Raw genomic sequence first — 23,003 nt, 5'->3', positions numbered from 1 at the left:
CATGAGCACCGAGTACGCCGCCTACACCACCGGCGAGCCCCTCCGCGACACGAAGGCCCCCGACGGCCCGATCGCCGAACGCTGGGACCGCCGCCGCTTCGACGCCAAGCTGGTCAACCCGGCCAACCGCCGCAAGCACACCATCATCGTCGTCGGCACCGGCCTGGCGGGCGGTGCCGCCGGCGCGACCCTCGCCGAGCAGGGCTACCACGTGGTCCAGTTCTGCTTCAGCGACTCCCCGCGCCGCGCCCACTCCATCGCCGCACAGGGCGGCATCAACGCCGCCAAGAACTACCGCAACGACGGGGATTCCGTACACCGCCTCTTCTACGACACCGTCAAGGGCGGGGACTTCCGCGCCCGCGAGTCCAACGTCCACCGCCTCGCCCAGATCTCCGTCGAGATCATCGACCAGTGCGTCGCCCAGGGCGTCCCCTTCGCCCGCGAGTACGGCGGACTCCTCGACACCCGTTCCTTCGGCGGCGTCCAGGTCTCCCGCACCTTCTACGCCCGCGGCCAGACCGGCCAGCAGCTGCTGCTCGGCGCCTACCAGGCGCTGTCCCGGCAGATCGCCGCCGGGAACGTCGAGATGCACGCCCGCACCGAGATGCTCGACCTGATCACCGCCGACGGGGTGGCCCGCGGCATCGTCGCCCGCGACCTGATCACGGGCGAGATCTCCACCCACTACGCGGACGCGGTCGTCCTCGCCAGCGGCGGCTACGGCAACGTCTTCTACCTCTCCACCAACGCCATGAACTCCAACGCGACCGCCGTCTGGCGGGCGCACCGGCGCGGCGCGTACTTCGCCAACCCCTGCTTCACCCAGATCCACCCCACCTGCATCCCGCGCACCGGCGACCACCAGTCCAAGCTCACCCTGATGAGCGAGTCCCTGCGCAACGACGGCCGCATCTGGGTCCCCAAGGCCAAGGGCGACACCCGTCCCGCCGCCGAGATCCCCGAGGACGAGCGCGACTACTACCTGGAACGGATCTACCCCTCCTTCGGCAACCTCGTCCCCCGCGACATCGCCTCCCGCGCCGCGAAGAACGTCTGCGACGAGGGACGCGGCGTCGGCCCCGGCGGACAGGGCGTCTACCTCGACTTCGCCGACGCCATCCGCCGCATGGGCAGGGACAAGGTAGCCGAGAAGTACGGCAACCTCTTCGAGATGTACGAGCGGATCACCGCGGAGAACCCGTACGAGGTCCCGATGCGGATCTACCCGGCCGTCCACTACACGATGGGCGGACTGTGGGTCGACTACGACCTCCAGACCACCGTGCCCGGCCTGTTCGCGGTCGGCGAGGCCAACTTCTCCGACCACGGGGCCAACCGCCTCGGAGCCTCCGCCCTGATGCAGGGGCTCGGCGACGGCTACTTCGTCCTCCCCTCCACCATCAACGACTACCTCGCCCGCCACCCCCACCGGCAGTCGGTGGACGACACCCACCCCGAGGCGCGGGAAGCAGTGCGCGAGACCCGCGAGCGGCTGGAACGGCTGCTGGCCGTCGACGGCGACCGCACCCCCGACTCCTTCCACCGGGAGATCGGCGAACTCATGTGGGAGTACTGCGGGATGGCCCGCACAGAGGAGGGGCTGCGCAAGGCCCTCGCCCGCATCCCCGAGATCCGCGAGGAGTTCTGGCGGCGCGTCAAGGTCCCCGGCACCGGCCAGGAGTTCAACCAGTCGCTGGAGAAGGCCAACCGCATCGTCGACTACCTCGAACTCGCCGAGCTGATGTGCCTCGACGCCCTCCACCGCGCCGAGTCCTGCGGCGGCCACTTCCGCGAGGAGTCCCAGACCCCCGACGGCGAAGCCGCCCGCCGTGACGAGGAGTTCGGCTACGCCGCCGCCTGGGAGTACGCCGGCACCGGCGCCGCCCCCGTCCTGCACAAGGAAGACCTCGTCTTCGAGTACGTCCACCCCACCCAGCGGAGCTACGCATGAAGCTCACCCTGCGCGTCTGGCGCCAGCAGAACGCCGACGCCCCCGGCGCCATGGCCTCCTACGAGGTCGACGGCATATCGAAGGACATGTCCTTCCTGGAGATGCTCGACACCCTCAACGAGGACCTCATCCTGCGCGGAGAGGACCCGGTCGCCTTCGACCACGACTGCCGCGAGGGCATCTGCGGAGCGTGCAGCCTCGTCATCAACGGCGACGCCCACGGCCCCGAGCGGACCACCACCTGCCAGCTCCACATGCGGTCCTTCGACGACGGCGACACCATCGACGTCGAGCCGTGGCGGGCCTCGGCCTTCCCCGTGGTCAAGGACCTCGTGGTGGACCGCAGCGCCTTCGACCGCATCATCCAGGCCGGCGGCTACATCACCGCGCCCACCGGCTCGGCCCCCGAGGCGCACGCCACGGCCGTGCCCAAGCCGGCCGCGGACTCCGCCTTCGAGCACGCCGAGTGCATCGGGTGCGGCGCGTGCGTGGCTGCCTGCCCCAACGGCTCCGCGATGCTGTTCACCTCCGCCAAGATCAACCACCTGAACGTGCTCCCGCAGGGCTCGCCCGAGCGCGAGACCCGGGTGCTGGACATGGTCGCCCAGATGGACGGCGAGGGCTTCGGCGGCTGCACCCTGACCGGCGAATGCGCCACGGCCTGCCCCAAGGGGATCCCGCTGCCGTCCATCGCCGCCATGAACAGGGAATGGCTCCGCGCCCTGCGCAAGGCCTGACCCCCGCGGCCCCGCCCGGGAGCCGCCCCGACACCCCCGTACGGGCACCCCCGGCCCCCTGCCTGGGCCGATCGGCTGACCCGATCCGCCGACCGGGCGCTCGTACGGGCCGTACGCCGCGCCGTGACCCGGCCCCGTCCGGGGCGTGGGGTTCAGTGGACCCCATGCCCCAAGCCCCCGCCGCCGGGTCCGGACCGCGCCGCCGCACCGCGCTGGCCGCCGCCCTCGCCTGCCTGGCCGCGGCCGGCTGCACCGCCGAGGACACCGCGGCCCGCAAGAGGCCGCCCGGCCCGGCCCCCGGCGGGCCCGCCGCCAAGGACGCCCTCGTCATGCTCATCCGGCACGGGGAGAAACCCTTCGCCGGAGCCACCGGCGAGGACGACGAGGGCAACGAGGACCCCGGCTTCCTCGCCGGCCGGGGCCGCCGCCGCGCGGAGGAACTGCCCCGGCTGTTCGGCCCGGCCCACAGCGCCCGGCTGCCCCGGCCCGCCGCGCTGTTCGCCGCCGGCGGGCCGGAATCCGCCCCCGCCCGGTGCAAGCAGACCCTGGCACCCCTGGCCGCCGCCCTGCGGGTACCCGTACGCACGCAGTTCGCCAACGGGGCCGAAACGGACCTGGCCCGGGCGGTGCTTACGGCCCGGACACCCGTACTCGTGTGCTGGGAGCCCGCCGGGATCCCCCGCCTGGTCCGCGCCCTCGGAGCCCGCCACGTCCTCGGCGTCCCCGCCGCCTGGCCCGACCGGTACGACCTCGTCTGGACCCTCACCCGCACGCGCGGCGAGTGGGCCTTCCGTGAACTCCCGCAGGACCTGCTGCCCGGTGACGCCTGAGCCCGCTAGGGACTGTCGTGCAGCCCCAGCGCCCTCGCCAGGTACGGGGCCGTGCGGGAGCCCGGCGCGGCGGCCACCAGCGGCGGCGGACCCGCGACCGTGACCCGGCCGCCCTCCGTCCCGCCGCCCGGACCCAGGTCGATCACCCAGTCGGCCCCCGCCACCACCTCCATGTCGTGCTCCACGACCACCACCGAGTGCCCCGCGTCCACCAGCCCGTGCAACTGCCGCAGCAGCACCCGCACATCGGCCGGGTGCAGCCCCGTCGTCGGCTCGTCCAGCAGGTACAGGGTGTGGTCGCGGCGCAGCCTCTGGAGTTCCGTCGCCAGCTTGATGCGCTGCGCCTCCCCGCCCGACAGCTCGGTCGCGGGCTGCCCCAGCCGCAGGTAGCCCAGGCCGATGTCCTCCAGCGCCCGCAGGCTGCGCGCCGCCGCCGGAACCTCCGCGAAGAAGCCGGCCGCCGCCTCCACCGTCAGCCCCAGCACCTCCGCGATGTTCAGCCCCGCGTACCGCACCTCCAGCGTCTCGGCGTTGTACCGGGCACCCGCGCACTCCGGGCACGGGGCGTACGTACTGGGCAGGAACAGCAGCTCCACCGAGACGAAGCCCTCGCCCTGGCAGGTCTCGCAGCGCCCGCCCGGCACGTTGAAGGAGAACCGGCCCGCCTTCCAGCCGCGCGCCCGGGACTCCGGGGCCGCCGTGAACAGTTTCCGCACGACGTCGAACAGCCCCGTGTACGTGGCCAGGTTGGAGCGCGGCGTCCGCCCGATCGGCTTCTGGTCCACCTCCACCAGCCGCCGCACCGGGAAGTCCGCCTCGGCCAGCCGTCCGGCGACCTCGCCCGCCAGCACCTGCCCCACCAGCGTGGACTTTCCCGAACCGGACACCCCCGTCACCGCCGTGAACACCCCGAGGGGGAACTCCACGTCCACGTCGCGCAGGTTGTGGCGGTCGACGCCCGACAGCCGGATGGCGCCGGTGGCCGCGCGTTCCGGCCGCTCCCGGCCGGGTGCGGCCGCCGCGAACAGGTGCCGGGCCGTCGCCGACTCCGCGACGGCGGCCAGGCCGTCCGGCGGCCCGCTGTACAGCACCCGCCCGCCGTGCTCCCCGGCCAGCGGACCCACGTCCACGACCCAGTCCGCGCTGCGCACCACGTCCAGGTGGTGCTCCACCACGAACACCGAGTTCCCCGCCCGCTTCAGCCGCTCCAGTACGCCGAGCAGCGCCTCGGTGTCCGCCGGGTGCAGACCGGCCGACGGCTCGTCCAGGACGTACACCACCCCGAACAGCCCCGACCGCAGCTGCGTCGCCAGCCGCAGCCGCTGGAGCTCGCCCGCCGAAAGGCTCGGCGCGGTCCGGTCGAGGCTGAGGTAGCCGAGCCCGAGCTCCGTCACGGGTGCGATCCGCGCCCGCAGGTCCCCGGCCAGCACCCGCGCCGCCTCCTCCTCCAGGGGAGCGTCGGCCAGTACGCGGTCCAGGTCGCCCAGCGCCAGCGCCGCCAGCTCCGCGATGGTCCGGCCGGCGAAGGTCACGGCGAGCGCCTCCGGCCGCAGCCGGCGCCCCTCGCACACCGGGCACGGTGCGTCGGTGAGGAACTTCTCGGCGCGGGCCCGCAGGGTGGCGCTCTTGGTCTCGGAGAAGGTCCGCATCACATAGCGGTGGGCGCTCATGTACGTGCCCTGGTACGGCCGTTGGATCCGCTCGGCGTCCCGCACCGGGTGCACGGTGACCACCGGCTGCTCCTCGGTGAACAGGATCCACTCGCGGTCCTTCGCCGGCAGCTCCCGCCAGGGCCGGTCCACGTCGTGGCCCAGCACCTCCAGGATGTCCCGCAGGTTCTTGCCCTGCCAGGCCCCGGGCCAGGCGGCGATGGCGCCCTGACGGATCGACAGGCCGGGGTCGGGGACGAGGAGTTCCTCGCTGGTGCGGTGCACGCGGCCGAGCCCGTGGCAGGAAGGGCAGGCGCCGGAGGCCGTGTTGGGGGAGAAGGCGTCCGAGTCGAGCCGTTCGGCGCCGGGGGGGTAGGTACCGGCGCGGGAGTACAGCATCCGCAGGGAATTGGAGAGCAGGGTCACCGTCCCCACCGAGGAGCGCGAACCCGGCGCGGACCGGCGCTGCTCCAGGGAGACGGCGGGCGGCAGCCCGGTCACCGATTCCACCTTCGGGGCGCCGATCTGGTGGATCAGCCGCCGGGCGTAGGGGGCCACGGACTCGAAGTACCGCCGCTGGGCCTCGGCGTAGAGGGTGCCGAAGGCCAGGGAGCTCTTACCGGAGCCGGAGACGCCGGTGAAGACGGTCAGGGTGTCGCGGGGGATGTCCACGTCGACCCCCCGGAGGTTGTGCTCGCGGGCGCCGCGTACCCGTACGCAGGGATCGGGGGCGTCCGGCCGGTCGGCGGGGGTCTCGGGGGAGTGGTGCATTCGCCCCAGTTTAGAGCCCGGCCCCCGCCCCGGCCGCCCGGCCCGGCTGCCTAGCCCAGCCCGGCGATGCCTGCCAGCCGGGTGAAGGAGTCCAGCAGGGCGGTGCGGTCGTACGTGGACGTGGTGACCAGCAGCTCGTCCGCCCCGGTGGCCTCGGCGACCTCCGCCAGCGCCGCCGCGACCTGCTCCCCGGTCCCGGCGACGTGCCCCGCGAGGGCGCTCTCGTACAGCTCGCGCTCCTTCGGGCCCATCTCCAGCGCCTCGACCTCCTCCGCCGGGCGCAGGGGCGGAAAACTGCCCCGGGTGCGGGAGTGCGCGAGGGCCCAGGCCTCCGGCAGCAGGATCCGCCGGGCGGCCTCCTCGGTGGCGGCGACCGCGACCGTCCCCGAGACCACCACGTACGGCTCGGCGGCCCACGGGGAGGGCCGGAACTCCTCGCGGTACCGGCGGACCGCCTCCCTGACCTTGGCGCGCCCCCGCAGGTCGCCGACCACCACCGGGAGCCCCGCCCGCGCGGCGATGCCCGCGCCCTCGCCGGTGGCCAGCACGAAGGGCGGGATCCGCAGCCCCTCCGCCGGGCGGGCGTGCACCTGCGGGTGGGCGCGCTGGCTGCCGTCGATCCAGCCCAGCAGTTCGGCCAGCTGCTCCTCGAAGCGGTCGGCGTCCGCGGTGTCGCGGCCCAGGGCGCGGCGGATGCCGCCGGTGAAGCCGACCGAACGGCCGAGCCCCATGTCGATCCGGCCGGGGAAGAGGGCCTCCAGGACCCCGAACTGCTCGGCGACGACCAGCGGCTGGTGGTTGGGCAGCATCACCCCGCCGGTGCCGACCCGGATGTGCCGGGTCGCGGCGGCCACGGCGGCGGCCAGGACGGTGGGCGCGGAGCCGGCCACCCCGGGCACGCTGTGGTGCTCCGACACCCAGAAGCGGTGGTAGCCCAGTTCGTCCGCCGCGCGGGCCAGTTCCACGGTGTCGCGCAGGGCCTCCGGGGCGGGGTGCCCCTCGCGGGTGCGGGACCGGTCGAGTATCGAGACTTTTCGGATCACGTACGTCTCAACGCGCGGCGGCGGCGGGGATTCCCCGGCCGGTGCCGCCGCCGGACCGGGCGCGGCGCTGTCGGACCCGCGATCTAGGCTGCGTGGATGACCGATACCCCGTCCCGCCGGCCGCTGGCCGTCTTCGACATCGACAACACCCTCGCGGACACCAGTCACCGCCAGCACTTCCTGGAGCGCCGCCCCCGCGACTGGGCCGGCTTCTTCGGGGCGGCTCCGGCCGATCCGCCGCTCGCCCGGGGTGTCGCGCTGGCGGTGGAGAGCGCCGCCGACTGCGAGGTGGTGTACCTGACCGGCCGGCCGGAGCGCTGCCGTGCGGACACCGACGCATGGCTGGCCCGGCACGGGCTGCCCGAGGGCCGGGTGTGGATGCGCGGCGACCAGGACCGGCGCCCGGCCCGGATGACGAAGCTGGAGGTGCTGCGCCGCCTCGCCCGGGGGCGTGAGGTGCGCGTGCTCGTCGACGACGACGTGCTCGTCTGCGACGCCGCCCGTGCGGCGGGCTTCCGGGTGCTGGTGGCGGACTGGGCCGCGGAGGCGCCGGAGCTGAAGCAGGCCCAGGAGGGCGAGGGCCGGACCTGAGCCCGGGGCGCGCGTCCGTCCGCGGCCCCGGGCCCGGCCCCGGGCCCGCGCCGGCGGGGCGGGCCCGGGGCCGCGTACGGCAGCGGCAGCCGCAGCCGGGGTCGTCAGTCCTCGCCGTCGAGGCGGAAGCCCACCTTCAGCCCGACCTGGTAGTGCGCGATCTCCCCGTTCTCGATGTGCCCGCGCATCTGCGTGACCTCGAACCAGTCCAGATTGCGCAGGGTCTGCCCCGCGCGCGCGATCCCGTTCCGGATGGCTTGATCGATTCCCTCGTGGGAGGTGCCGACGATCTCGGTCACCCGGTAGGTGTGGTTGGACATGGGGTCTCCCGCCAGTCGTCGCTGTTGCCTTGTTCCACGGTGCCCCAGTAAGGCCGGGTCCGCGAACTATGCGTGAACAATCCCGGGTGAAAGGGGGTTGACCCGCCCATTGGTCTATGCCAATTTCAAGCCATCTGAGATCCATCCCCAGAAGGTGACCCCTCGTGAAGATGCGCTTCCTCGCCGTGTGCACGGCCCTCGCGGCCGCGACCGCCCTGACCGGCTGCGGCCAGTCGGCGGGCGCTGACGGAGGCTCCGACAAGGTGACCCTCTGGCTGATGAAGGGCAGCGCCTCCGACGAGTTCATCGCGCGGTTCACCGCCGACTTCGAGAAGCAGCACCCCGGCATCGACCTGGAGGTGAAGATCCAGGAGTGGAAGGGCATCGGTGACAAGGTCAACGCCGTCCTCAGCGGCAAGGCCAAGGAGGGCGCCGACGTCATCGAGGTCGGCAACACCCAGGTCGCCCAGTACGTCGAGACCGGCGGCGTCTCCGAGGTCACCTTGGAGGGCCTGCGCGCCTGGGGCAGCAAGGACTGGCTCAAGGGCCTGTCCGACCCGGGCAGCGTCAACGGGGCCCAGTACGGAGTCCCGTGGTACGCCGCCAACCGGGTGGTGATCTACAACAAGGACCTGTTCGCGGCGGCCGGGATCAAGACCCCGCCCAAGAACCGCCAGGACTGGATCGCCGCCACCCAGAAGCTCGACAAGGGCGACCAGCAGGGCATCTACCTGCCCGGCCAGAACTGGTACGTCCTCGCCGGGTTCGTCTGGGACGAGGGCGGCGACCTCGCCGTCGAGACCAGCGGCCAGTGGGTCGGCGCCCTCGACGACGAGAAGGCCCTCGCCGGGATGGAGTTCTACAAGCAGCTCCAGGCCCTCGGCGACGGCCCCAGGGGCGGCGACGAGGAGACGCCCCCGCAGTCCGGGGTCTTCGCCCGCGGGCAGGTCGCCCAGATCATCGCCCCGCCCGGCCAGGCCGCCCAGATCGAGGCCGCCAACCCGGCGCTCAAGGGCAAGCTCGGCTTCTTCCCCATCCCCGGCAAGACCTCCGACAAGCCCGGAGCCGTCTTCACCGGCGGCTCCGACCTCATCATCCCGGAGAAGACCCGCAACCGGGCCCGCGCCGTGGACGTGATCACCGCCCTGGTCAGCGAGAAGTGGCAGACCGAACTCGCCCGCGGCATGAGCTACGTCCCCAACAAGACCACCCTCGCCCGCGTGGTCGAGGGCAACGACGGCGCCGCCGCCATGGCACCCGGCGCCGCCCAGGGCCGTGCCACCCCGAAGTCCGCGCGCTGGGCCGAGGTCGAGGCCGACAACCCGATCAAGCCCTACATGACGGCCGTGCTCGGCGGCCAGGACCCCCGCCTGGCGGCCAAGACCGCCTCGGACGCCATGAGCAGGGTCCTCAACTCCGACCGCTGAGCCCCCGTCCGGGCGACCCGCCCGGACGGCACCCGCCGAGTTCAGCCCCCGCACATCCGGGGGCCGCCGGTCGGTCATGTCGAATCCAGCCGGTCACGGAAGAAGTAGAGGAGCCGGGCCCGCCACCTGCGGCCCGGCTCCCCGTGCCCGGATCAGGAGCAGCCATGACCATCGCCCCCCTGTCCCCGTCCCCCCTCGCACACCCATCCCCGGCCGCCGCCCCCACGGCCCCCGCCGCCCCCACGGCGCCCGCCGCCCCCACGGCGCCCCGCTACACCGTCCGCCTCGCCCGCGACGAGGACGAGGTCCGCGCCGCCCAGCGGCTGCGCCACCAGGTCTTCGCCGGAGAGCTCGGCGCCCGCCTCGAAGGACCCGAGCCCGGCCTGGACTCCGACGCCTTCGACGCCTACTGCGACCACCTGCTGGTCCTGGACGAGGAGACCGGCCAGGTCGTCGGAACCTACCGGCTGCTGCCCCCCGAGCGCGCCGCCGTCGCCGGCCGCCTCTACTCGGAGGGCGAGTTCGACCTCTCCGCCCTGGCCCCGATCCGCCCCGACCTGGTCGAGGTCGGCCGCTCCTGCGTCCACCCCGACCACCGCAACGGCGCCGTCATCGCCCTGATCTGGGCCGGCCTCGCCCGCTACATGGAGCGCACCGGCCACAACTGGCTCGCCGGGTGCTGCTCGATACCGCTCGCCGACGGCGGGGTGCTGGCCGCCGCCACCCGTGAGACCGTCCTCGCCCGCAACCTCGCCCCGCAGGAGTACCGCGTCACCCCGCACCTGCCCTGGAGCCCCGAGGGCATCACCGTCCCCGGCCGCATGGAGCTGCCGCCGCTGCTGCGCGGGTACATCCGCCTGGGTGCCTGGGTCTGCGGCGAGCCCGCCTTCGACGCCGAGTTCGGCTGCGCCGACCTGTACGTGCTGCTCTCCCTGCGCCGGACCAACCCGCGCTACCTGAACCACTTCCTCTCGCTCGCCCCGGGCGCATGAGCACCTGGCTGCCCGTCTCGCCCTGCACCCCCGAGTCCTGCGCCGGGCACCCGGGGAAGGCCGCGAGCCCGGCCCGCGCGGTGCTCCGGCTCGCCACCGCCCTCGCGCTGGTCCTGCTCGCCGTCGTGGCCGCCCCGCCGGTCAGGCTGCTCCCCGCCCGGCCCCGGCGCGCGCTGGTCCGGGCCTGGTCCGCCGCCCTCGTACGGTCGATGGGGATACGGATCACCGTGCACGGCACTCCCGGCCCGGACGGCGGCCGCCTCGTCGTCGCCAACCACATCTCCTGGCTGGACGTCCCGCTCGTCGCCGCCGTCCTGCCCAGCCGGATGCTGGCCAAGAGCGAGATCGGCGCCTGGCCCGTGCTCGGCCGGCTCGCCGCCGGGGCGGGCACCCTGTTCATCGAACGCGACCGGATCCGGGCCCTGCCCCGCACGGTCGAGACCCTCGCCGGAGTGCTGCGGGCCGGCGACCGCGTCACCGTCTTCCCCGAGGGCTCGACCTGGTGCGGGCGCGCCCAGGGGCCCTTCCGGCGGGCCGCGTTCCAGTCGGCGCTGGACGCGCGGGTACCCGTACAGCCCGTCCGGATCGCGTACCGGCTGGCGGACGGGGAGCTCGCCGGGGCGCCCGCCTTCGTCGGAGAGGACCCGTTGACCGCCTCCCTGTGGCGGCTCGCCCGGGCGCGCGGGGTACGGGCCGAGGTGCGGCTGCTGCCGCGCATCCCGGCCGGCCGCCACACCGGCCGCCGCGAACTGGCTGCGGCGGCGCGGCAGGCCGTACTCGGGGCCCCCGGGCAGGAACCGCCGCTGCTGACGGGCGTACCCGCGCAGCAGCGGCCCGGCGGAAGGCCGGATCAGCCCTCGGCCACCGACAGGGACAGCGCGAAGCGGCCCGCCGCGTCCGTCCACCAGTGCGTCAGCTCCAGCCCGGCTCCGGCCAGTTCCTTGCGCACCCCGTCCTGACGGAACTTCGCGGAGACCTCCGTCAGGATGTCCTCACCCGCCTCGAACGGCACCAGCAGGCCCAGGGCCCGGACCTTGACCGTCACCGCGGACCGGGCGCGCAGCCGCATCTCGATCCACTCGTGCTCCCTGTTCCACACCGCCACGTGCTCGAAGTCGGCGGTGTGGAAGTCGGCGCCCAGCTCCCGGTCGATCACCGCCAGCACGTTCTTGTTGAACTCCGCCGTCACCCCCTGGGCGTCGTCGTACGCCGCCACCAGCACCGCTTCGTCCTTCACCAGGTCGGTGCCCAGCAGCAGCGCGTCCCCGGGCGACAGCATCGCCCGTACGGACGCCAGGAACACCGCCCGCTCCGGAGGCAGCAGGTTGCCGATCGTGCCGCCCAGGAACACCACCAGCCGCGGCCCCTCGGAGTCCGGCAGGTGCAGCGGAGCCGTGAAGTCGGCCAGCAGCGCGTGCACCCGCAGGCCCGGATGCTGCGCCGGCAGCAGCTCGCCCGCACCCGCCAGGGCGCTCTCGCTCACGTCCACCGGTACGTACGTCCGCAGCGCGGGCATCGCCTCGATCAGGTGCCGGGTCTTCTCCGAGGAGCCCGAGCCCAGCTCCACCAGGGTGCGCGCCCCGCTCACCGCCGCGATCTCCCCGGCCCGCTCCAGCAGGATCTCCCGCTCGGCGCGGGTCGGGTAGTACTCGGGCAGCCGGGTGATCTCCTCGAAGAGTTCACTGCCCCGGGCGTCGTAGAACCACTTCGGCGGCAGCTCCTTCGGGAAGCGGGTCAGGCCCTTCAGGACGTCCTCGCGCAGCGCCTTGTCGGCGGCGTCCTCGTCCAGGGTCCGGGTCAACTGGAAATCGCTCACGGGGAGGTCTCCTTGAGGGGGGTCAGGGCGACCCGCGTGCGGGTGGCGGTCAGCAGGGTCCGGTCGGGCACTTCGCACCAGCGGGCGTCGTCGTCATGGGGCTCGGACGCCACGACCACGCGTCCCGCCACCGGGTCGGCCAGGTACCAGAGGGAGTCGCCCCAGGCGGTCGCCGCGATCGTGGCGCCGTCGGTCAGCAGCAGGTTCAGCCGGGAGCCCGGAGCCGCCGTGGACAGCTCGCGGACCGGCTCGGCCAGGGCGGTGCCCATGTCGTCGCCCGCCCGCAGCCGGTGCAGCACCAGCGCCCAGACCAGCGCCGAATCCGTGCGCGCCGCCAGCTGGAGCAGCTCCCTCGGCGGCAGGGCGGCGGCGAGCGGGCCCGCCGAATCCGGCCAGTCCCGCACGGCCCCGTTGTGGCTGAACAGCCACGGTCCCGAGGCGAAGGGGGCCGCGGCGGCCTCCCCGTCCGCCCCCGGGAGCGTGGCGTCGCGTACGGCGGCCAGGAACGCGGCGCTGCGCACCACGCGGGTGAGGTCGGCGAAGGTCAGGTCGCCCCAGACGGGCCCGGCACGCCGGTAGCGGGCCGGCACCGGATCGCCCTCGGCGTACCAGCCGACGCCGAAGCCGTCGGCGTTGACGGTGCCGAACCGCTGGCGGCGCGGCCGCCAGGACTGGTGGACCAGGGAGTGCCCGGGCTCGCTCAGCAGCCGCTCCAGGGCCACGGGCGGCCCCAGGTAGGCGAGGTGGCGGCACATCAGGCGTCCCTCGCGGTGCGGAAGCCGGAGAAGATCTGCCGGCGCACGGGAAGGTCCCAGTTGCGGAAGGTGCCCCGGCAGGCCACCGGGTCCACCGCGAACGAGCCGCCGCGCAGCACCTTGTGGGCCGGGCCGAAGAACACCTCCGAGTACTCCCGGTACGGGAAGGCGCGGAAGCCCGGGTAGGGCAGGAAGTCCGAGGCCGTCCACTCCCACACGTCGCCGATCAGCTGGCGGACCCCGAGCGGGGAGGCCCCGGCCGGGTAGCCGCCCGCCGGGGCCGGGCGCAGGTGGCGCTGGCCCAGGTTCGCGCGGTCGGGGGTCGGGTCGGCGTCGCCCCAGGGGTAGCGGCGGGAGCGGCCGGTCACCGGGTCGTGGCGGGCGGCCTTCTCCCACTCCGCCTCGGTGGGGAGCCGTCGGCCGGCCCAGCGGGCGTACGCGTCGGCCTCGTACCAGCTCACATGCAGAACCGGTTCTTCATCGGGGACGGGCTCGGTCACCCCGAACCGGCGGCGCAGCCACTGCCCGCCCTCGCGGTGCCAGAACAGCGGCGCCCCGATGCCGTGCGCCCGGATCTGCTCCCAGCCCTCGGCGGCCCACCAGCGGCGCTCGCCGTAGCCGCCGTCCGCGATGAAGGCCTGGTAGGCGGCGTTGGTCACCGGCACCGTGTCGATCCGGAAGGGGGCCACCTCCCGTACGTGCGCGGGCCGTTCGTTGTCCAGGGCCCACGGCTCGGTCGAGGTGCCCATGGTGAACGGGCCGCCGGGGACGAGGACTTCGGGGGCCTCGGGGGGAGGGCCCAGCGGCGGAGCGGGGTCCGGTGCGGCCAGCACCGGGGATCCCGCCCGCAGCTGATGGGTGATCAGCATCGTCTCGTCGTGCTGCTGCTCGTGCTGGGCGATCATCCCGAAGGCGAACCCCCGGTCGAGCAGGGCCGTTCCCTCCAGCGGAGTGCTCTCCAGCAGGTCGAAGACGCGTCCGCGCACCTCGGCCGCGTACCGGCGGGCCGCCTCCGGGCCCAGCAGGGGCAGCTTCGGCCGCTCGGAGCGGGGGTGCTCGAAGGCGTCGTACAGGGAGTTGATCTCAGGGTGCATGGACTCCCGGCCTGCGACCCGGCCCAGCAGCCACAGCTCCTCCTGGTTCCCGATGTGCGCCAGGTCCCACACCAGCGGGGACATCAGGGGGGAGTGCTGGGCCGTCAGGTCCTCGTCGCTCACCACGTCGGTCAGCGCCGCGGTGCGGGCGCGGGCGGCGGTCAGCGCGGCCGCGGCGCGCTCGCGCAGCCGCTCCGGACGGATCTCTGTGGTCATGAGCGCGGTCCCTTCGCGGCGGGCGGCCTTCGCCGCTCTTCCCCGGTACGGGCGTTGACGGAGGGTGCCCCGGCGTCGTCGGCCGGGCAGCGGCCGCGCCGTACGTAGCGCTCGGCGAAGGAGCCGACCGCGTCGAGGACGTACGTGTCCGCCCCGAGCCGGGGCAGTGCCCCGGCCGCCGCCCGGAAGCAGGCGGCCGCCGCGGTGCGCAGCTCCGGATCGGCCAGCCCGTCCCGGGCGGCGGCCCGCCACAGGGGGTTGCGGGGCGCGCGCTGGGCTCCGTACGCGTCGGCCAGCGCCTTGACCGCCCGGTAGGCGGTCTCGGCGGCCTCCGGATCGTCGAAGAGCGCGTGCACCAGCGCCACCGGGACCAGCCAGCCGTCCTCGCCGGGCTGCGCGTCGATCATCCGCAGTTCCAGGTGGCCGCGCGGCCGGACGGGCGGGAAGAGGGTGGTGAGGTGGTACTCCAGGTCCTCGGCGGTGGGCCGCCGCCCGCCGTCCGCGCGCAGCCAGTCGCGGAAGCTCAGCCCGTCCGGCACCGCCCAGGGGCCGCCGTCGGGCGAGCGTACGCACATCACCTCGGTGTCCAGCGCGTGCCGGACCCAGCCGGCGCGCGGCTCGGCTTCCATCGGCGGGGCGAGCGCGCGACGCGGGTCGATGTCGCTCCAGATCCCCTGCCGGGCACACCGCCAGCCCCGGTACGGGCCCTCGCGGCCGGGGGAGTTGGCGAAGGCGGCGACCAGTACGGCGCCCAGCAGGTGGGCGAGATGCCAGCGCCGGCCGTGCCCGAGCGGGCCCGGCTCCTCGTGGCCGGCGTCCACGCAGACCTGGACGGAGGCGGAGGTGCGCATCATGGCGCGCCCGGCGGGGCCGGTGCGGTCGAAGTAGGCCTCCATCGCGTCGTAGCGCGGGCTGGCCAGCAGCCGGTCCAGGGGGCCCCGGGGGTCCTGGCCGAGGCCGCGCAGGAGGAGGCCCTGGCCGCGCAGGGCGTCGCGGACGGCGGTGAGGTCGGCGCGCAGGCCGTCCAGGCAGGCGGCGAGGGAGTCGGCGGGGGCTGAGCTGAGCTCCAGCTGTCCGCCGGGCTCGACGGTGAGCCGGGAGTTCAGGGGCAGTGCGCGGGCGGCGTCGTGGGCCGCGGTGAGACGTTCGGGGGACAGGGGCAGCCAGGGCCGCTCGGCGTCCAGGACGAGCCATTCGAGCTCGGCGCCGAGGAGGCGGGGCGGGCCGGTCTTGAAGCAGATGCCGTGGACCAGGTCCTCGGCGGCCGCCTCGGTCAGGGGGTTGTGCTCGGCGTGCTGGGCGAATGGAGCGGGCGAGTTCTCGGGCATGACCGGAACCTCGTCTCCTGTCGTCGGCCGTGATGTCACCCGTGCCTACCCGTCATCGGAGCGCCAATTCCTCTGCCGCGCGCATCGGAAGCGCTAATTCCTTTGCCCTCCCGGATCCTTCGCCCGAGGATGGCGGCGTGAGCAGCAGATTGCGTGAGATCGCGCGGGAGAACGCGCTGATCGCGGCGTCCGGGGAGTACCGGACGCGGTCGGGGCGGCGTGTTTCCCTCGCCGCCGCTCTGGCGGAAGCCAGGGCCGGAACCAGGATATATGGGCCAAACCGGGTCATCCCAGACGGGGAGGCCGTTGGAGGGGGTCGGGTCACGGCGTTCGAGGTCACCGGCGAGAGCAGCACGGTCGCCGCGCGCCGCCTCGCCACGGAGGGCGGCGAGGGTGCGGTGGCGGTCCTGAACTTCGCCTCCGCCCGCAATCCCGGGGGCGGATACGTCCGCGGGGCCAAGGCGCAGGAGGAGGCCCTGTGCCGTGCCTCGGCCTTGTACGAGACCCTGCTGGAGGCCCCCGAGTACTACGAGGTCCACCGCGCGGGAAAGAGCACCTTCTACACCGACCGGGTGATCCACTCCCCGGGGGTGCCGGTCTTCCGCGACGACCGGGGCGTACTGCTGGACACCCCGTTCCGGGCCGGCTTCCTCACCTCCCCGGCCCCGAACGCGGGCACCATCCGCCGCCAGGAGCCGGACCGGGCGCACGAGATCCCGGCCGCCCTGCTGCGGCGGGCCGAGCGCGTCCTGGAGGTGGCCGCGCTGCACGGGTACCGGCGGCTCGTGCTCGGGGCCTGGGGGTGCGGGGTGTTCCGGAACGACCCGGCGGAGGTGGCGGAGGCCTTCCGGGCGCTGCTGACCGGCCGCTTCGCGGGGGTCTTCGAGCGGGTCGTGTTCGGCGTCCTGGACCGGGACCCGCGCACTCGCGAGGCCTTCGCGGCGGCCTTCGCCGGGTGCTGACCGGCCGATGGGGTGACGGGCCGGTGGGGTGACGGGCCGGCCGGGCCCGCCGCCCCGGGCGCGCGGGTCAGCGTACGACCTTGATCCCGAAAGGGGTCCCGAAACCGAGGGCGAAGCCGATCGCGCTGTGCAGGTGGGCGTACATCTCCATGCCGCGGGCGGACACGAGGGGGCCGAGGTCGAGGACGTCGCTCCAGCCGTAGGCCTTCAGCAGCTCGGTGACCCGCTTCTTGGCCTCGTCGTCCGCACCGGCGAGGAACATCGTGTGGTCCCCGCCGTTGACCCCGCCCGGGCTGACCACGGTCTCCTGTTCCTGGGTGACGAAGGACTTGACGACCTTGGTGCGGGGCAGGGCGCGCTGGATCTGCTCGCCGAGGCTCGGTGCGGGCCAGGGTGGCCTCGACGTCGCGGGTGCCCACGTAGACCTCGTGTCCGAGTCCGAGCAGCCTGGCCGTGTGGGCGCGGGCGCCGCCGCCGGTGCCGAGAACTGCGATCTTCATGGGGAATCTCCTGTTTCGCTCCGTTTGAGTCATTCCAAGGTAGGAGCACTTCAGGACAGCCCGTGTCCTTTGACACGGGCAGAGTGGAACGCATGACGAGTGACATGACCGTACGGATGCTCCGGCTGCTGTCCCTGCTCCAGACCCGGCGGGAATGGCCCGGCACCGACCTGGCCGACCGGCTGGAGGTGACCGTCCGCACCGTACGCCGCGACATCGACCGCCTCCGGCAGCTCGGCTACCCCGTCGACAGCACCCGTGGCCACGCCGGCGGCTACCGCCTGGCGGCCGGCACCGACCTGCCGCCGCTGCTGCTGGACGACGAGGAGGCCGTCGCCGTCACCGTCGCCCTGCGCACCGCCGCCGGGAGCCTCACCGGCATGGAGGAGACCGCCCTGAGGGCACTGGCCAAACTGGAACAGGTCCTCCCGCGCCGTCTGCGCGGCCGGGTCGGCGCCCTCCAGTCCTCCTTGGCCGGTATCAGCTGGGAGGCGGAGGACCGCGGCCCCCGGGTCGATCCGGCCCTGCTGGCCACCCTCGCCGTCGCCTGCCGCGACCACGAGGTGCTGACCTTCGACTACACCCCGCGCCAGGGCCCGGCCGCCGCGCCCCGCCGCGTGGAGCCCTGCCACCTGGTCGCCTCCGGCGGCCTCTGGTACCTCCTGGCCCACGACACCGCCAAGGACGACTGGCGCCTCTTCCGCCTCGACCGCATCACCGGCCCCACCGCCACGGGCCGGCGCGTGCCGCCGCGCGAGGTCCCCGGCGGCGACCCGGCCGCCTTCACCGCCCGGCGCCTGTCGGCGGCCCCCACCCGCCACCGGGCCGTCGCCACCGTCGGAACCCCGGCCGAGCGCCTGCGTCACCTGGGCGGCCGCGTCCGGCCCGTCACCGCCACCACCTGCCGCGTCGACGCCTCCGACGACTTCCTGCCCCGCGTCACCCGCACCCTCGCGGGCCTGGACGCCGACTACACCCTGGACGCCGACCCGGCCGTCCTCGCCCACCTGCGCACGGCGGCACACCGGATGCTGGCGGCGGCGGAGGGCGGGGGAGCGGAGTGCCAGGGAGCGGCGGCCGGGGGCGTGCGATCATCCCGGCATGCGCCTGACAGCTGACGGAACCACTCCGGTCGACCGGACGGTACTGGTGCGGGAACTGGAGACGGACGACGGTTACGCCTTCGAGTTGACCGGCCCGCTCTTCCTGCTCGCAGGCGACCGGGTCGGCTTCCAGGACGGCCGGTTCGTCGTCGAGCGGGCCGACGGCCGGCGGCTGACGCCAGCCGGAGGCTGGGCGACCCGGTGCCGCCGCCGGCCCGCCGCTCCCCGGCCGGCCGGCTACTGCCAGCCGTAGCGTTCGCGCAGGCGGTCCACCACCCGTCGGAACCGGGGGAAGTCCAGGGCGCAGGCCTCGCGGCGCATCCCCGACTCGTGGACGCGCAGCACCCGGTCCACGTCCACCCAGGACTCCCGGCCGGCGCCGTCCCAGGGACCCGAGCCGATCGGCACCCACTCCCGGTCGTGGTCGTGCCGCTTGCTCGACAACTGGACGGCGAGCAGCGTCGCCCCGCCCGCCTCGCGCGCCACCACCAGCACCGGGCGGTCCTTGCCGCGCCCGTCGTTCTCCTCGAAGGGGACCCAGGTCCACACGATCTCCCCCGGGTCCGGATCGCCGTCCGGGTCGGGGGCGTACTCGGTGCGGACCGGGCCGATGGCGCGCGGATCGGCCTCGGCGGTGGCGGTGGGACCGTCCCGGCCGGGTTGCTCAGAGTAGCCGTTGGTGTGCTGCGAAAGTGCCGTCATTTCGGGGAGATTACCGGGTTTCAGCCCCCCGGCGCAGAGATGCCAGTCACGCTCCGCACTGGCTGAGCGTTCCGCAGTGGACGTCAATGAGCACATCCATGGACCCAGGGACTGCCGAAGACCGCATCGGAAGTGCTGCCGCATCTATCCTGCCGAGGCGCCCCGTTGAACGGTGCGGGCTCATCTGGCCTTGGTTTTCCGGATCCTTCCCCAGAGTTCTGTCCCCCCGTTGTCCCCCGTGTCCCCCAGACGGGCAGAAGCAGCGGCCTACGGGGTTGGGATGGGGAACGAGCCCGGCCTGAGCTGCGCAAACGCATAGGGGTGACCGCCGCAATTGGTTCGCGACCCTTCAAGGACTTGTGGGCGATCCGACCTCATGCGAGAAGGATCATGCGCTGCTGTTCCGGGTGCCACACGCACTCGGCGTAGAGGCGGTTGTAGTCGTGCGCGGCCCCTTCGTCGGTGGCGTTGCAGGGTTCGGCCCGGCCGGCCGTGACTCGGTAGTAGAAGCCGTACTCCTCGCACTCGTCGGTGCCAGGCCAGCGGCCGGACCAGAGGGTGAGGCAGGTGACGCCGGGGTGGCAGTAGCCCCGCTGGCGGCCGGTGAATGCGCAGCGGGCGACATCGCACAGGTTCGAGTGCAGGGTGCCGGGGTGGGCGTGGCACACGGGGCATCTGTCGGTGCTGGGGCTGGCTGAGGTTTCCTGCGGGCCGGCGGCGAGTTCGCCGAGCCAGAGGGTTTGGAGGTGTTGGTTGAGTTCGTGGCCGTCGGCGATGGAGTGGAGGTTCAGGGCTCGGTGGAGGAGTTCGCGGAGGTGGAGGGTGGGGAGCTGGGCGAGGGCCCAATGAAGGGTGAGGTCGCCGGTGGGGCGGCGGTTGATCCAGCGGGTGTGGGTGCGGCTGCGGGTTGTGGCGGTGATCCTTATGTCAGAGTTCAAGGTGAGTCGGGTGATTCGAGCGCCGTTCTTTTCCAGCCATTTGTTGGCCGTGTCAGCGTGCAGGTTGATCAGTATTCGGCGTGCTATGCCCGCATTCTCTGCTGCTCCCTGACTCAGGTCGACGACGAAGCCGTCTCGGGAGTCGTAGTGGGTCCGGGCTGGCTTGGCCTGGGCTCGGTCGGCGGTGAGGCGGAGTGTGTGCGGCGTGCCGAGGATCGTGAAGGTCTCGCCGTCGCGGAGGGTCTTGGCGGGGTTGGTCGGGGCCTGGTCGCGGAGCCTGGTCAGTTCTCGGTAGACCCAGTGCTTGCGGCGCGTGACGAGGGCGCGGGCGTCGTCGTCGGTGAGGGTGTGCGGGCCGCGGACGGTGATGCCGGTGTCGTGGGTGACGGTGAGGTCGGTGGTGGTGCGGTCGCTCGCCTTGATGGTGACGGCGATGTCGCCGAGGTTGATGCTGCGGGTGGTCTTGCCGCTCATCGCTGATGGTCTCTCTGGTGGTGGGGTGACGGTGTCGACGTCACCACTAATCGATATTCTGCTACCCATGGGGGGTGGGTGCGGTGTGCAGACCCACCCCCGGGGAGGGCGTCTACTTCTTCTTGCGGGCCGGCCGGAACCGCTTCAGTCCGTCGGCATGGACCTCGGCTTCGACCTCGCTGAGGGTGTAGCCCTGCTTCTTGAGGAAGCTCAGCCAGGTCACGCAGCTTTCATCGACGTGCCGCCAGGCGCCGTCGTGCATGTTCTCGGATTCGTACATGGCCGCCACCTGGGCCAGTAGCAGCCGCCAGCGGCGGGACTTCGGCGTGGTCGCGATGAGGTTGCCGTAGGGGTTCTTCACCCGACTCCACTTGGTGTGGTCCTTGTTGGGGTCGGGGACGCCGAGGAAGGCGCTGGTGAGTTCGGTCTTCGGGTTGCTGGCGTGGCGCCCGTAGTCGTTGGACGTGCCGGTGATCACGGTGAGGATCAGCGTCCAGGTGGCGTCGTCGGCTTCGCCGTTGGCCGCGCACATCTTGGTGATGAACTCCTGGCGGACCGTCCTGGCCGTACGCCACGCCTTGTTGTACCGGATGATCCTGCGGCGGTCCTCCAGCTCCTCGGGGCTCGACTTGCTCTTCTTGGAAGCGGCGGCGGCCTGGTCGGTCAGCTCGTGCCCGAACCGCTTCCAGTCCGTGCAGACCCACTCGACCTCTGTCTCGCCGGGGGGCAGGGCTGCGGCGTGGCCTCCGCACTTCGTGTGCTGTTCGGCCGTCATCGGGTTGCCGATCTCGGTCACCAGGTCGGTGAGCCGGCGGGAGAGGTCGTTCTCCCGGTGCGCAAGCCAGGCGACGACCCGGACGCCCTGTTCGGCCAGCTCCTTGACGACGCGTTCCCTCTCCTGCCGTTCCTGCTGTTCCTGCCGCAGTTCGGCCAGGGCGTGGGCCCAGTTGCCCCGGTTGGCGTCGCCTGCCTTGGTGTCGCGGGTCTTGGCGTACCGGAGCTTGGACAGGGCGCCGGATACTTCCTCGACGGTCTGGTAGTCGGCCATCTCCACCAGGTCGAAGGCGGCTGTGGTCGCCTCGCTGAGCGCCTTGTCGCTGAGCTTGGCTGCCTGGGGGGCTGCCGTGATCTCCTCGGGTGTGATCCCCAGGGCTCGGGCTGCCCGTTCACGCTTGAGCTTGCCCACCGGCATGAGGGCCAGCTGTTCGGCAGCGTCGAGTACGTCGAGGGTGGTTGCCTCTCGCCGGTGGACGTTCTCGATCACGGACAGGGCGAGCGCCTCGTCGTCGGTGTCACGCAGGTCTTCGCGGACGATCGCGGGCAGCATCTTCACGGGCTCGCCGGCCGAGATTGCCTTCTCGGCCGCGATCAGGGCGGCCTTCATCCGACGCTGCCCGAAGACGACGCCGAGCAGCCCGTCCTGCGCGCCGGTCTGCGGGCGCAGGAGCAGCGGGGTGTGAACGCCGAACTCGATGACGGATTCGATGAGCGCGGGGTCGGGCTCGGTCCCGTTGTCGTCGTCGCCGCGCTTCTTGCGGTGGTTGTAGGGGTCGATGACGAGTTCGCGGGGGTCTACCCAGATGAACTGCCCGGTGAATGAGGTGGTGGTGTCCTGCGCGGTGTCGGCGAGGTTGGGCTCGATGGCGGTGGCGGTCACGTCTGGCTCCTTCGGAAGAGGGGGTGCGGGCGGTGGGTTGGCCCGCACCCCGTGGTCTGGATGGGTCAGGCGGTGGTGGCGGGCTTGGTCTTGCGGGTGGCGGACCGCCGCGCGGAGGCCTTCTTCGTGGCCGCCGGCGCGGCCGCTGTGGCCGTCTTCCTGGCGCGGGGCCGGGCCTTCGGCGCCGCAGTCTCGGCGGGTGCCTGGACCTCGCCCTCGCCGACGGCCGACGTGGTGTCGGGCTGGTCGGGCCCGGCGGGTGCGGGCTCCTGCACCTCGGGTTCGGTGTGCTGCTCCTCGCCGGCCGCCAAGGTCTCCTGCGGCTCGGTGTTCTTCGGCGGGTGAGGGGTTCCGTTTTGGCGGAGCTTGGGGCGGTGGCCGTTCATGGCGGGCAGGAGGCGCGTGGTGATGACTTCCATGAGGCTGTCGTCGACGGAGGTGTCCTCGCGGAAGGTGACACCGGCGTTGTACGCGGGCTCGCCCTCGGTCAGGAGGTAGGTCTGGGCGGCGGCTCCGTCCCAAAGGTGCCGGATGCCGAGTACCGCTCCGGTGGGGTGGTGGCCGTAGCGGATCGTCTTGGGGTCGGGGCTGGTCTCGATGCGAGTCCAGTCCGGCCCGAGCCGCTCGGCGAGGGGGTCGGCCAGGAGGAGCAGGTCGATCAGGGAGATCCGGGCGGCGGTCGTGGTCATGGGGATGCTCTCCAAGAGGTGTGCTGGGACGGGTGTTCGTCTACGGCTGGGGGCTGGCCTGGCGGATCAAGGCGGCCGCGCCGTTGGGCAGATCGGTGATCTCGCCGGTCGCGGCGGTGTAGCCGACGAAGAGAACGTCGCCTTCGACGAGGGCGGGCGTGGGCAGGCCGAGGATGTCCAAGGCGAGACCGGCACAGAAGTTCAGGTCCTCGCCGGCACGGTGGACTCGGGCGAGCATCAGGATGGAGGGAATGCCCTTCCACTCGATGCGTTCGACTACTTCGACGTTGTCGAGCAGAGCGCGGCCGATCACTCGGCGCTGGTGGTCGCGGTCGCTGCCGAGGTTGTATTCGCGGATCTGTCCGTCCATGTCGATGCGCAGGGCGGTGGTGGTGCCGGTCATGGTTCCTCCTGTGTTTGTCGGCCTTGGGTGCCCCCCTCAGCTTTTATCTAAA

General features: G+C 73.1%; 22 protein-coding genes and 1 pseudogene. 10 read left to right on the top strand and 13 right to left on the bottom strand.

What is annotated here, in order from left to right:
• The first annotated feature begins 1 nt into the window (after nucleotide 1).
• The 3 genes from AC069X_RS14885 to AC069X_RS14875 all read left to right on the top strand — a co-directional run bounded on the left by AC069X_RS14885 (nucleotide 2) and on the right by AC069X_RS14875 (nucleotide 3,521).
• Nucleotides 2–1,954, top strand: a complete 1,953-nt coding sequence (locus AC069X_RS14885; protein WP_478728689.1) for a fumarate reductase/succinate dehydrogenase flavoprotein subunit — start codon at nucleotides 2–4, stop codon at nucleotides 1,952–1,954.
• Complete coding sequence (locus AC069X_RS14880; protein ID WP_478728687.1) at nucleotides 1,951–2,691, top strand: succinate dehydrogenase/fumarate reductase iron-sulfur subunit; 741 nt, start codon at nucleotides 1,951–1,953, stop codon at nucleotides 2,689–2,691. Before AC069X_RS14885 ends, AC069X_RS14880 begins: the two co-directional genes overlap by 4 nt.
• A gap of 164 nt (nucleotides 2,692–2,855) precedes the next feature.
• A complete protein-coding gene (locus AC069X_RS14875) occupies nucleotides 2,856–3,521 on the top strand; it encodes a hypothetical protein (RefSeq protein WP_478728685.1) in 666 nt (221 codons plus the stop codon).
• 5 nt (nucleotides 3,522–3,526) lie between these two features.
• Here the strand turns inward: AC069X_RS14875 and AC069X_RS14870 are convergent, their stop codons facing one another.
• Together AC069X_RS14870 and AC069X_RS14865 are read right to left on the bottom strand one after the other, a co-directional pair.
• Nucleotides 3,527–5,941, bottom strand: coding sequence for an excinuclease ABC subunit UvrA (locus AC069X_RS14870; RefSeq protein ID WP_478728683.1), 2,415 nt, complete (start codon nucleotides 5,939–5,941; stop codon nucleotides 3,527–3,529).
• Nucleotides 5,942–5,991: 50 nt separating this feature from the next.
• On the bottom strand, nucleotides 5,992–6,984 hold the full coding sequence (locus tag AC069X_RS14865) for an MsnO8 family LLM class oxidoreductase (RefSeq protein WP_478728681.1): 993 nt from the start codon (nucleotides 6,982–6,984) through the stop codon (nucleotides 5,992–5,994).
• A 96-nt stretch (nucleotides 6,985–7,080) separates the two neighbouring features.
• Between AC069X_RS14865 and AC069X_RS14860 the strand changes: the two genes are divergently transcribed.
• Nucleotides 7,081–7,575, top strand: a complete 495-nt coding sequence (locus tag AC069X_RS14860) for a phosphatase domain-containing protein (protein WP_478728679.1) — start codon at nucleotides 7,081–7,083, stop codon at nucleotides 7,573–7,575.
• 104 nt (nucleotides 7,576–7,679) lie between these two features.
• Here the strand turns inward: AC069X_RS14860 and AC069X_RS14855 are convergent, their stop codons facing one another.
• A complete protein-coding gene (locus AC069X_RS14855; protein WP_478728677.1) occupies nucleotides 7,680–7,895 on the bottom strand; it encodes a dodecin in 216 nt (71 codons plus the stop codon).
• Nucleotides 7,896–8,059: 164 nt separating this feature from the next.
• Between AC069X_RS14855 and AC069X_RS14850 the strand changes: the two genes are divergently transcribed.
• From AC069X_RS14850 to AC069X_RS14840, 3 genes are all read left to right on the top strand, one after another.
• Nucleotides 8,060–9,322 (top strand): extracellular solute-binding protein, encoded by a 1,263-nt coding sequence (locus AC069X_RS14850; protein WP_478728675.1) that lies wholly within the window; start codon nucleotides 8,060–8,062, stop codon nucleotides 9,320–9,322.
• 164 nt (nucleotides 9,323–9,486) lie between these two features.
• Complete coding sequence (locus tag AC069X_RS14845) at nucleotides 9,487–10,314, top strand: GNAT family N-acetyltransferase (RefSeq protein ID WP_478728674.1); 828 nt, start codon at nucleotides 9,487–9,489, stop codon at nucleotides 10,312–10,314.
• Nucleotides 10,311–11,273: a lysophospholipid acyltransferase family protein gene (locus tag AC069X_RS14840; RefSeq protein WP_478728672.1), complete on the top strand. Its 963-nt coding sequence runs from the start codon at nucleotides 10,311–10,313 to the stop codon at nucleotides 11,271–11,273. The genes AC069X_RS14845 and AC069X_RS14840 overlap by 4 nt, the downstream gene beginning before the upstream one ends.
• Here AC069X_RS14840 and egtD read toward each other — a convergent pair.
• The 4 genes from egtD to egtA are packed head-to-tail and all read right to left on the bottom strand — an operon-like array spanning nucleotide 11,165 to nucleotide 15,523.
• A complete protein-coding gene (egtD, locus tag AC069X_RS14835) occupies nucleotides 11,165–12,130 on the bottom strand; it encodes an L-histidine N(alpha)-methyltransferase (RefSeq protein WP_478728670.1) in 966 nt (321 codons plus the stop codon). The genes AC069X_RS14840 and egtD overlap by 109 nt on opposite strands.
• Nucleotides 12,127–12,885, bottom strand: coding sequence for an ergothioneine biosynthesis protein EgtC (gene egtC, locus AC069X_RS14830; RefSeq protein WP_478728668.1), 759 nt, complete (start codon nucleotides 12,883–12,885; stop codon nucleotides 12,127–12,129). The genes egtD and egtC overlap by 4 nt, the downstream gene beginning before the upstream one ends.
• Nucleotides 12,885–14,195, bottom strand: a complete 1,311-nt coding sequence (egtB, locus tag AC069X_RS14825; protein WP_478728667.1) for an ergothioneine biosynthesis protein EgtB — start codon at nucleotides 14,193–14,195, stop codon at nucleotides 12,885–12,887. Before egtB ends, egtC begins: the two co-directional genes overlap by 1 nt.
• Complete coding sequence (gene egtA / locus AC069X_RS14820) at nucleotides 14,192–15,523, bottom strand: ergothioneine biosynthesis glutamate--cysteine ligase EgtA (protein ID WP_478728665.1); 1,332 nt, start codon at nucleotides 15,521–15,523, stop codon at nucleotides 14,192–14,194. The genes egtB and egtA overlap by 4 nt, the downstream gene beginning before the upstream one ends.
• 137 nt (nucleotides 15,524–15,660) lie before the next feature.
• Here egtA and AC069X_RS14815 point away from each other — a divergent pair, with 137 nt between their 5' ends.
• On the top strand, nucleotides 15,661–16,485 hold the full coding sequence (locus AC069X_RS14815) for a TIGR02452 family protein (protein WP_478728664.1): 825 nt from the start codon (nucleotides 15,661–15,663) through the stop codon (nucleotides 16,483–16,485).
• Nucleotides 16,486–16,552: 67 nt separating this feature from the next.
• Here AC069X_RS14815 and AC069X_RS14810 read toward each other — a convergent pair.
• Nucleotides 16,553–16,985 (bottom strand): annotated as a pseudogene (locus AC069X_RS14810) (NAD(P)-binding domain-containing protein).
• A 92-nt stretch (nucleotides 16,986–17,077) separates the two neighbouring features.
• Here AC069X_RS14810 and AC069X_RS14805 point away from each other — a divergent pair.
• Both AC069X_RS14805 and AC069X_RS14800 read left to right on the top strand, forming a co-directional pair.
• Nucleotides 17,078–18,103, top strand: a complete 1,026-nt coding sequence (locus AC069X_RS14805; protein WP_478728662.1) for a helix-turn-helix transcriptional regulator — start codon at nucleotides 17,078–17,080, stop codon at nucleotides 18,101–18,103.
• Nucleotides 18,087–18,341, top strand: coding sequence for a hypothetical protein (locus AC069X_RS14800; RefSeq protein WP_478728660.1), 255 nt, complete (start codon nucleotides 18,087–18,089; stop codon nucleotides 18,339–18,341). The genes AC069X_RS14805 and AC069X_RS14800 overlap by 17 nt, the downstream gene beginning before the upstream one ends.
• On the opposite strand, the gene AC069X_RS14795 is transcribed toward AC069X_RS14800, so the two are convergent.
• The 5 genes from AC069X_RS14795 to AC069X_RS14775 form a co-directional block, all read right to left on the bottom strand.
• The gene (locus tag AC069X_RS14795) at nucleotides 18,326–18,790 is read right to left on the bottom strand and encodes a type II toxin-antitoxin system PemK/MazF family toxin (RefSeq protein ID WP_478728658.1); all 465 of its coding nucleotides are present in this window, start codon (nucleotides 18,788–18,790) and stop codon (nucleotides 18,326–18,328) included. The genes AC069X_RS14800 and AC069X_RS14795 overlap by 16 nt on opposite strands.
• Nucleotides 18,791–19,164: 374 nt before the next feature.
• Complete coding sequence (locus AC069X_RS14790; RefSeq protein WP_478728656.1) at nucleotides 19,165–20,202, bottom strand: YgjP-like metallopeptidase domain-containing protein; 1,038 nt, start codon at nucleotides 20,200–20,202, stop codon at nucleotides 19,165–19,167.
• A 112-nt stretch (nucleotides 20,203–20,314) separates the two neighbouring features.
• Nucleotides 20,315–21,859 (bottom strand): ParB/RepB/Spo0J family partition protein, encoded by a 1,545-nt coding sequence (locus AC069X_RS14785; RefSeq protein WP_478728654.1) that lies wholly within the window; start codon nucleotides 21,857–21,859, stop codon nucleotides 20,315–20,317.
• 65 nt (nucleotides 21,860–21,924) lie between these two features.
• Complete coding sequence (locus tag AC069X_RS14780) at nucleotides 21,925–22,548, bottom strand: hypothetical protein (protein ID WP_478728653.1); 624 nt, start codon at nucleotides 22,546–22,548, stop codon at nucleotides 21,925–21,927.
• Nucleotides 22,549–22,588: 40 nt separating this feature from the next.
• The gene (locus AC069X_RS14775; protein WP_478728651.1) at nucleotides 22,589–22,951 is read right to left on the bottom strand and encodes a hypothetical protein; all 363 of its coding nucleotides are present in this window, start codon (nucleotides 22,949–22,951) and stop codon (nucleotides 22,589–22,591) included.
• Nucleotides 22,952–23,003 lie beyond the last annotated feature (52 nt).

This window comes from Streptomyces sp. NPDC043896 (assembly GCF_056435605.1).
This window is presented reverse-complemented; position numbering and strand designations above follow the sequence as displayed.

What these genes read in the sequence shown, in the direction of transcription:
- AC069X_RS14885 (WP_478728689.1), top strand. Translation starts at nt 2, where the DNA reads ATGAGCACCGAGTACGCCGCCTACACCACCGGCGAGCCCCTCCGCGAC.
- AC069X_RS14880 (WP_478728687.1), top strand. Translation starts at nt 1,951, where the DNA reads ATGAAGCTCACCCTGCGCGTCTGGCGCCAGCAGAACGCCGACGCCCCC.
- AC069X_RS14875 (WP_478728685.1), top strand. Translation starts at nt 2,856, where the DNA reads ATGCCCCAAGCCCCCGCCGCCGGGTCCGGACCGCGCCGCCGCACCGCG.
- AC069X_RS14870 (WP_478728683.1), bottom strand. Translation starts at nt 5,941, where the DNA reads ATGCACCACTCCCCCGAGACCCCCGCCGACCGGCCGGACGCCCCCGAT.
- AC069X_RS14860 (WP_478728679.1), top strand. Translation starts at nt 7,081, where the DNA reads ATGACCGATACCCCGTCCCGCCGGCCGCTGGCCGTCTTCGACATCGAC.
- AC069X_RS14855 (WP_478728677.1), bottom strand. Translation starts at nt 7,895, where the DNA reads ATGTCCAACCACACCTACCGGGTGACCGAGATCGTCGGCACCTCCCAC.
- AC069X_RS14845 (WP_478728674.1), top strand. Translation starts at nt 9,487, where the DNA reads ATGACCATCGCCCCCCTGTCCCCGTCCCCCCTCGCACACCCATCCCCG.
- AC069X_RS14840 (WP_478728672.1), top strand. Translation starts at nt 10,311, where the DNA reads ATGAGCACCTGGCTGCCCGTCTCGCCCTGCACCCCCGAGTCCTGCGCC.
- egtC (WP_478728668.1), bottom strand. Translation starts at nt 12,885, where the DNA reads ATGTGCCGCCACCTCGCCTACCTGGGGCCGCCCGTGGCCCTGGAGCGG.
- egtB (WP_478728667.1), bottom strand. Translation starts at nt 14,195, where the DNA reads ATGACCACAGAGATCCGTCCGGAGCGGCTGCGCGAGCGCGCCGCGGCC.
- egtA (WP_478728665.1), bottom strand. Translation starts at nt 15,523, where the DNA reads ATGCCCGAGAACTCGCCCGCTCCATTCGCCCAGCACGCCGAGCACAAC.
- AC069X_RS14805 (WP_478728662.1), top strand. Translation starts at nt 17,078, where the DNA reads ATGACGAGTGACATGACCGTACGGATGCTCCGGCTGCTGTCCCTGCTC.
- AC069X_RS14800 (WP_478728660.1), top strand. Translation starts at nt 18,087, where the DNA reads ATGCGCCTGACAGCTGACGGAACCACTCCGGTCGACCGGACGGTACTG.
- AC069X_RS14795 (WP_478728658.1), bottom strand. Translation starts at nt 18,790, where the DNA reads ATGACGGCACTTTCGCAGCACACCAACGGCTACTCTGAGCAACCCGGC.
- AC069X_RS14790 (WP_478728656.1), bottom strand. Translation starts at nt 20,202, where the DNA reads ATGAGCGGCAAGACCACCCGCAGCATCAACCTCGGCGACATCGCCGTC.
- AC069X_RS14780 (WP_478728653.1), bottom strand. Translation starts at nt 22,548, where the DNA reads ATGACCACGACCGCCGCCCGGATCTCCCTGATCGACCTGCTCCTCCTG.
- AC069X_RS14775 (WP_478728651.1), bottom strand. Translation starts at nt 22,951, where the DNA reads ATGACCGGCACCACCACCGCCCTGCGCATCGACATGGACGGACAGATC.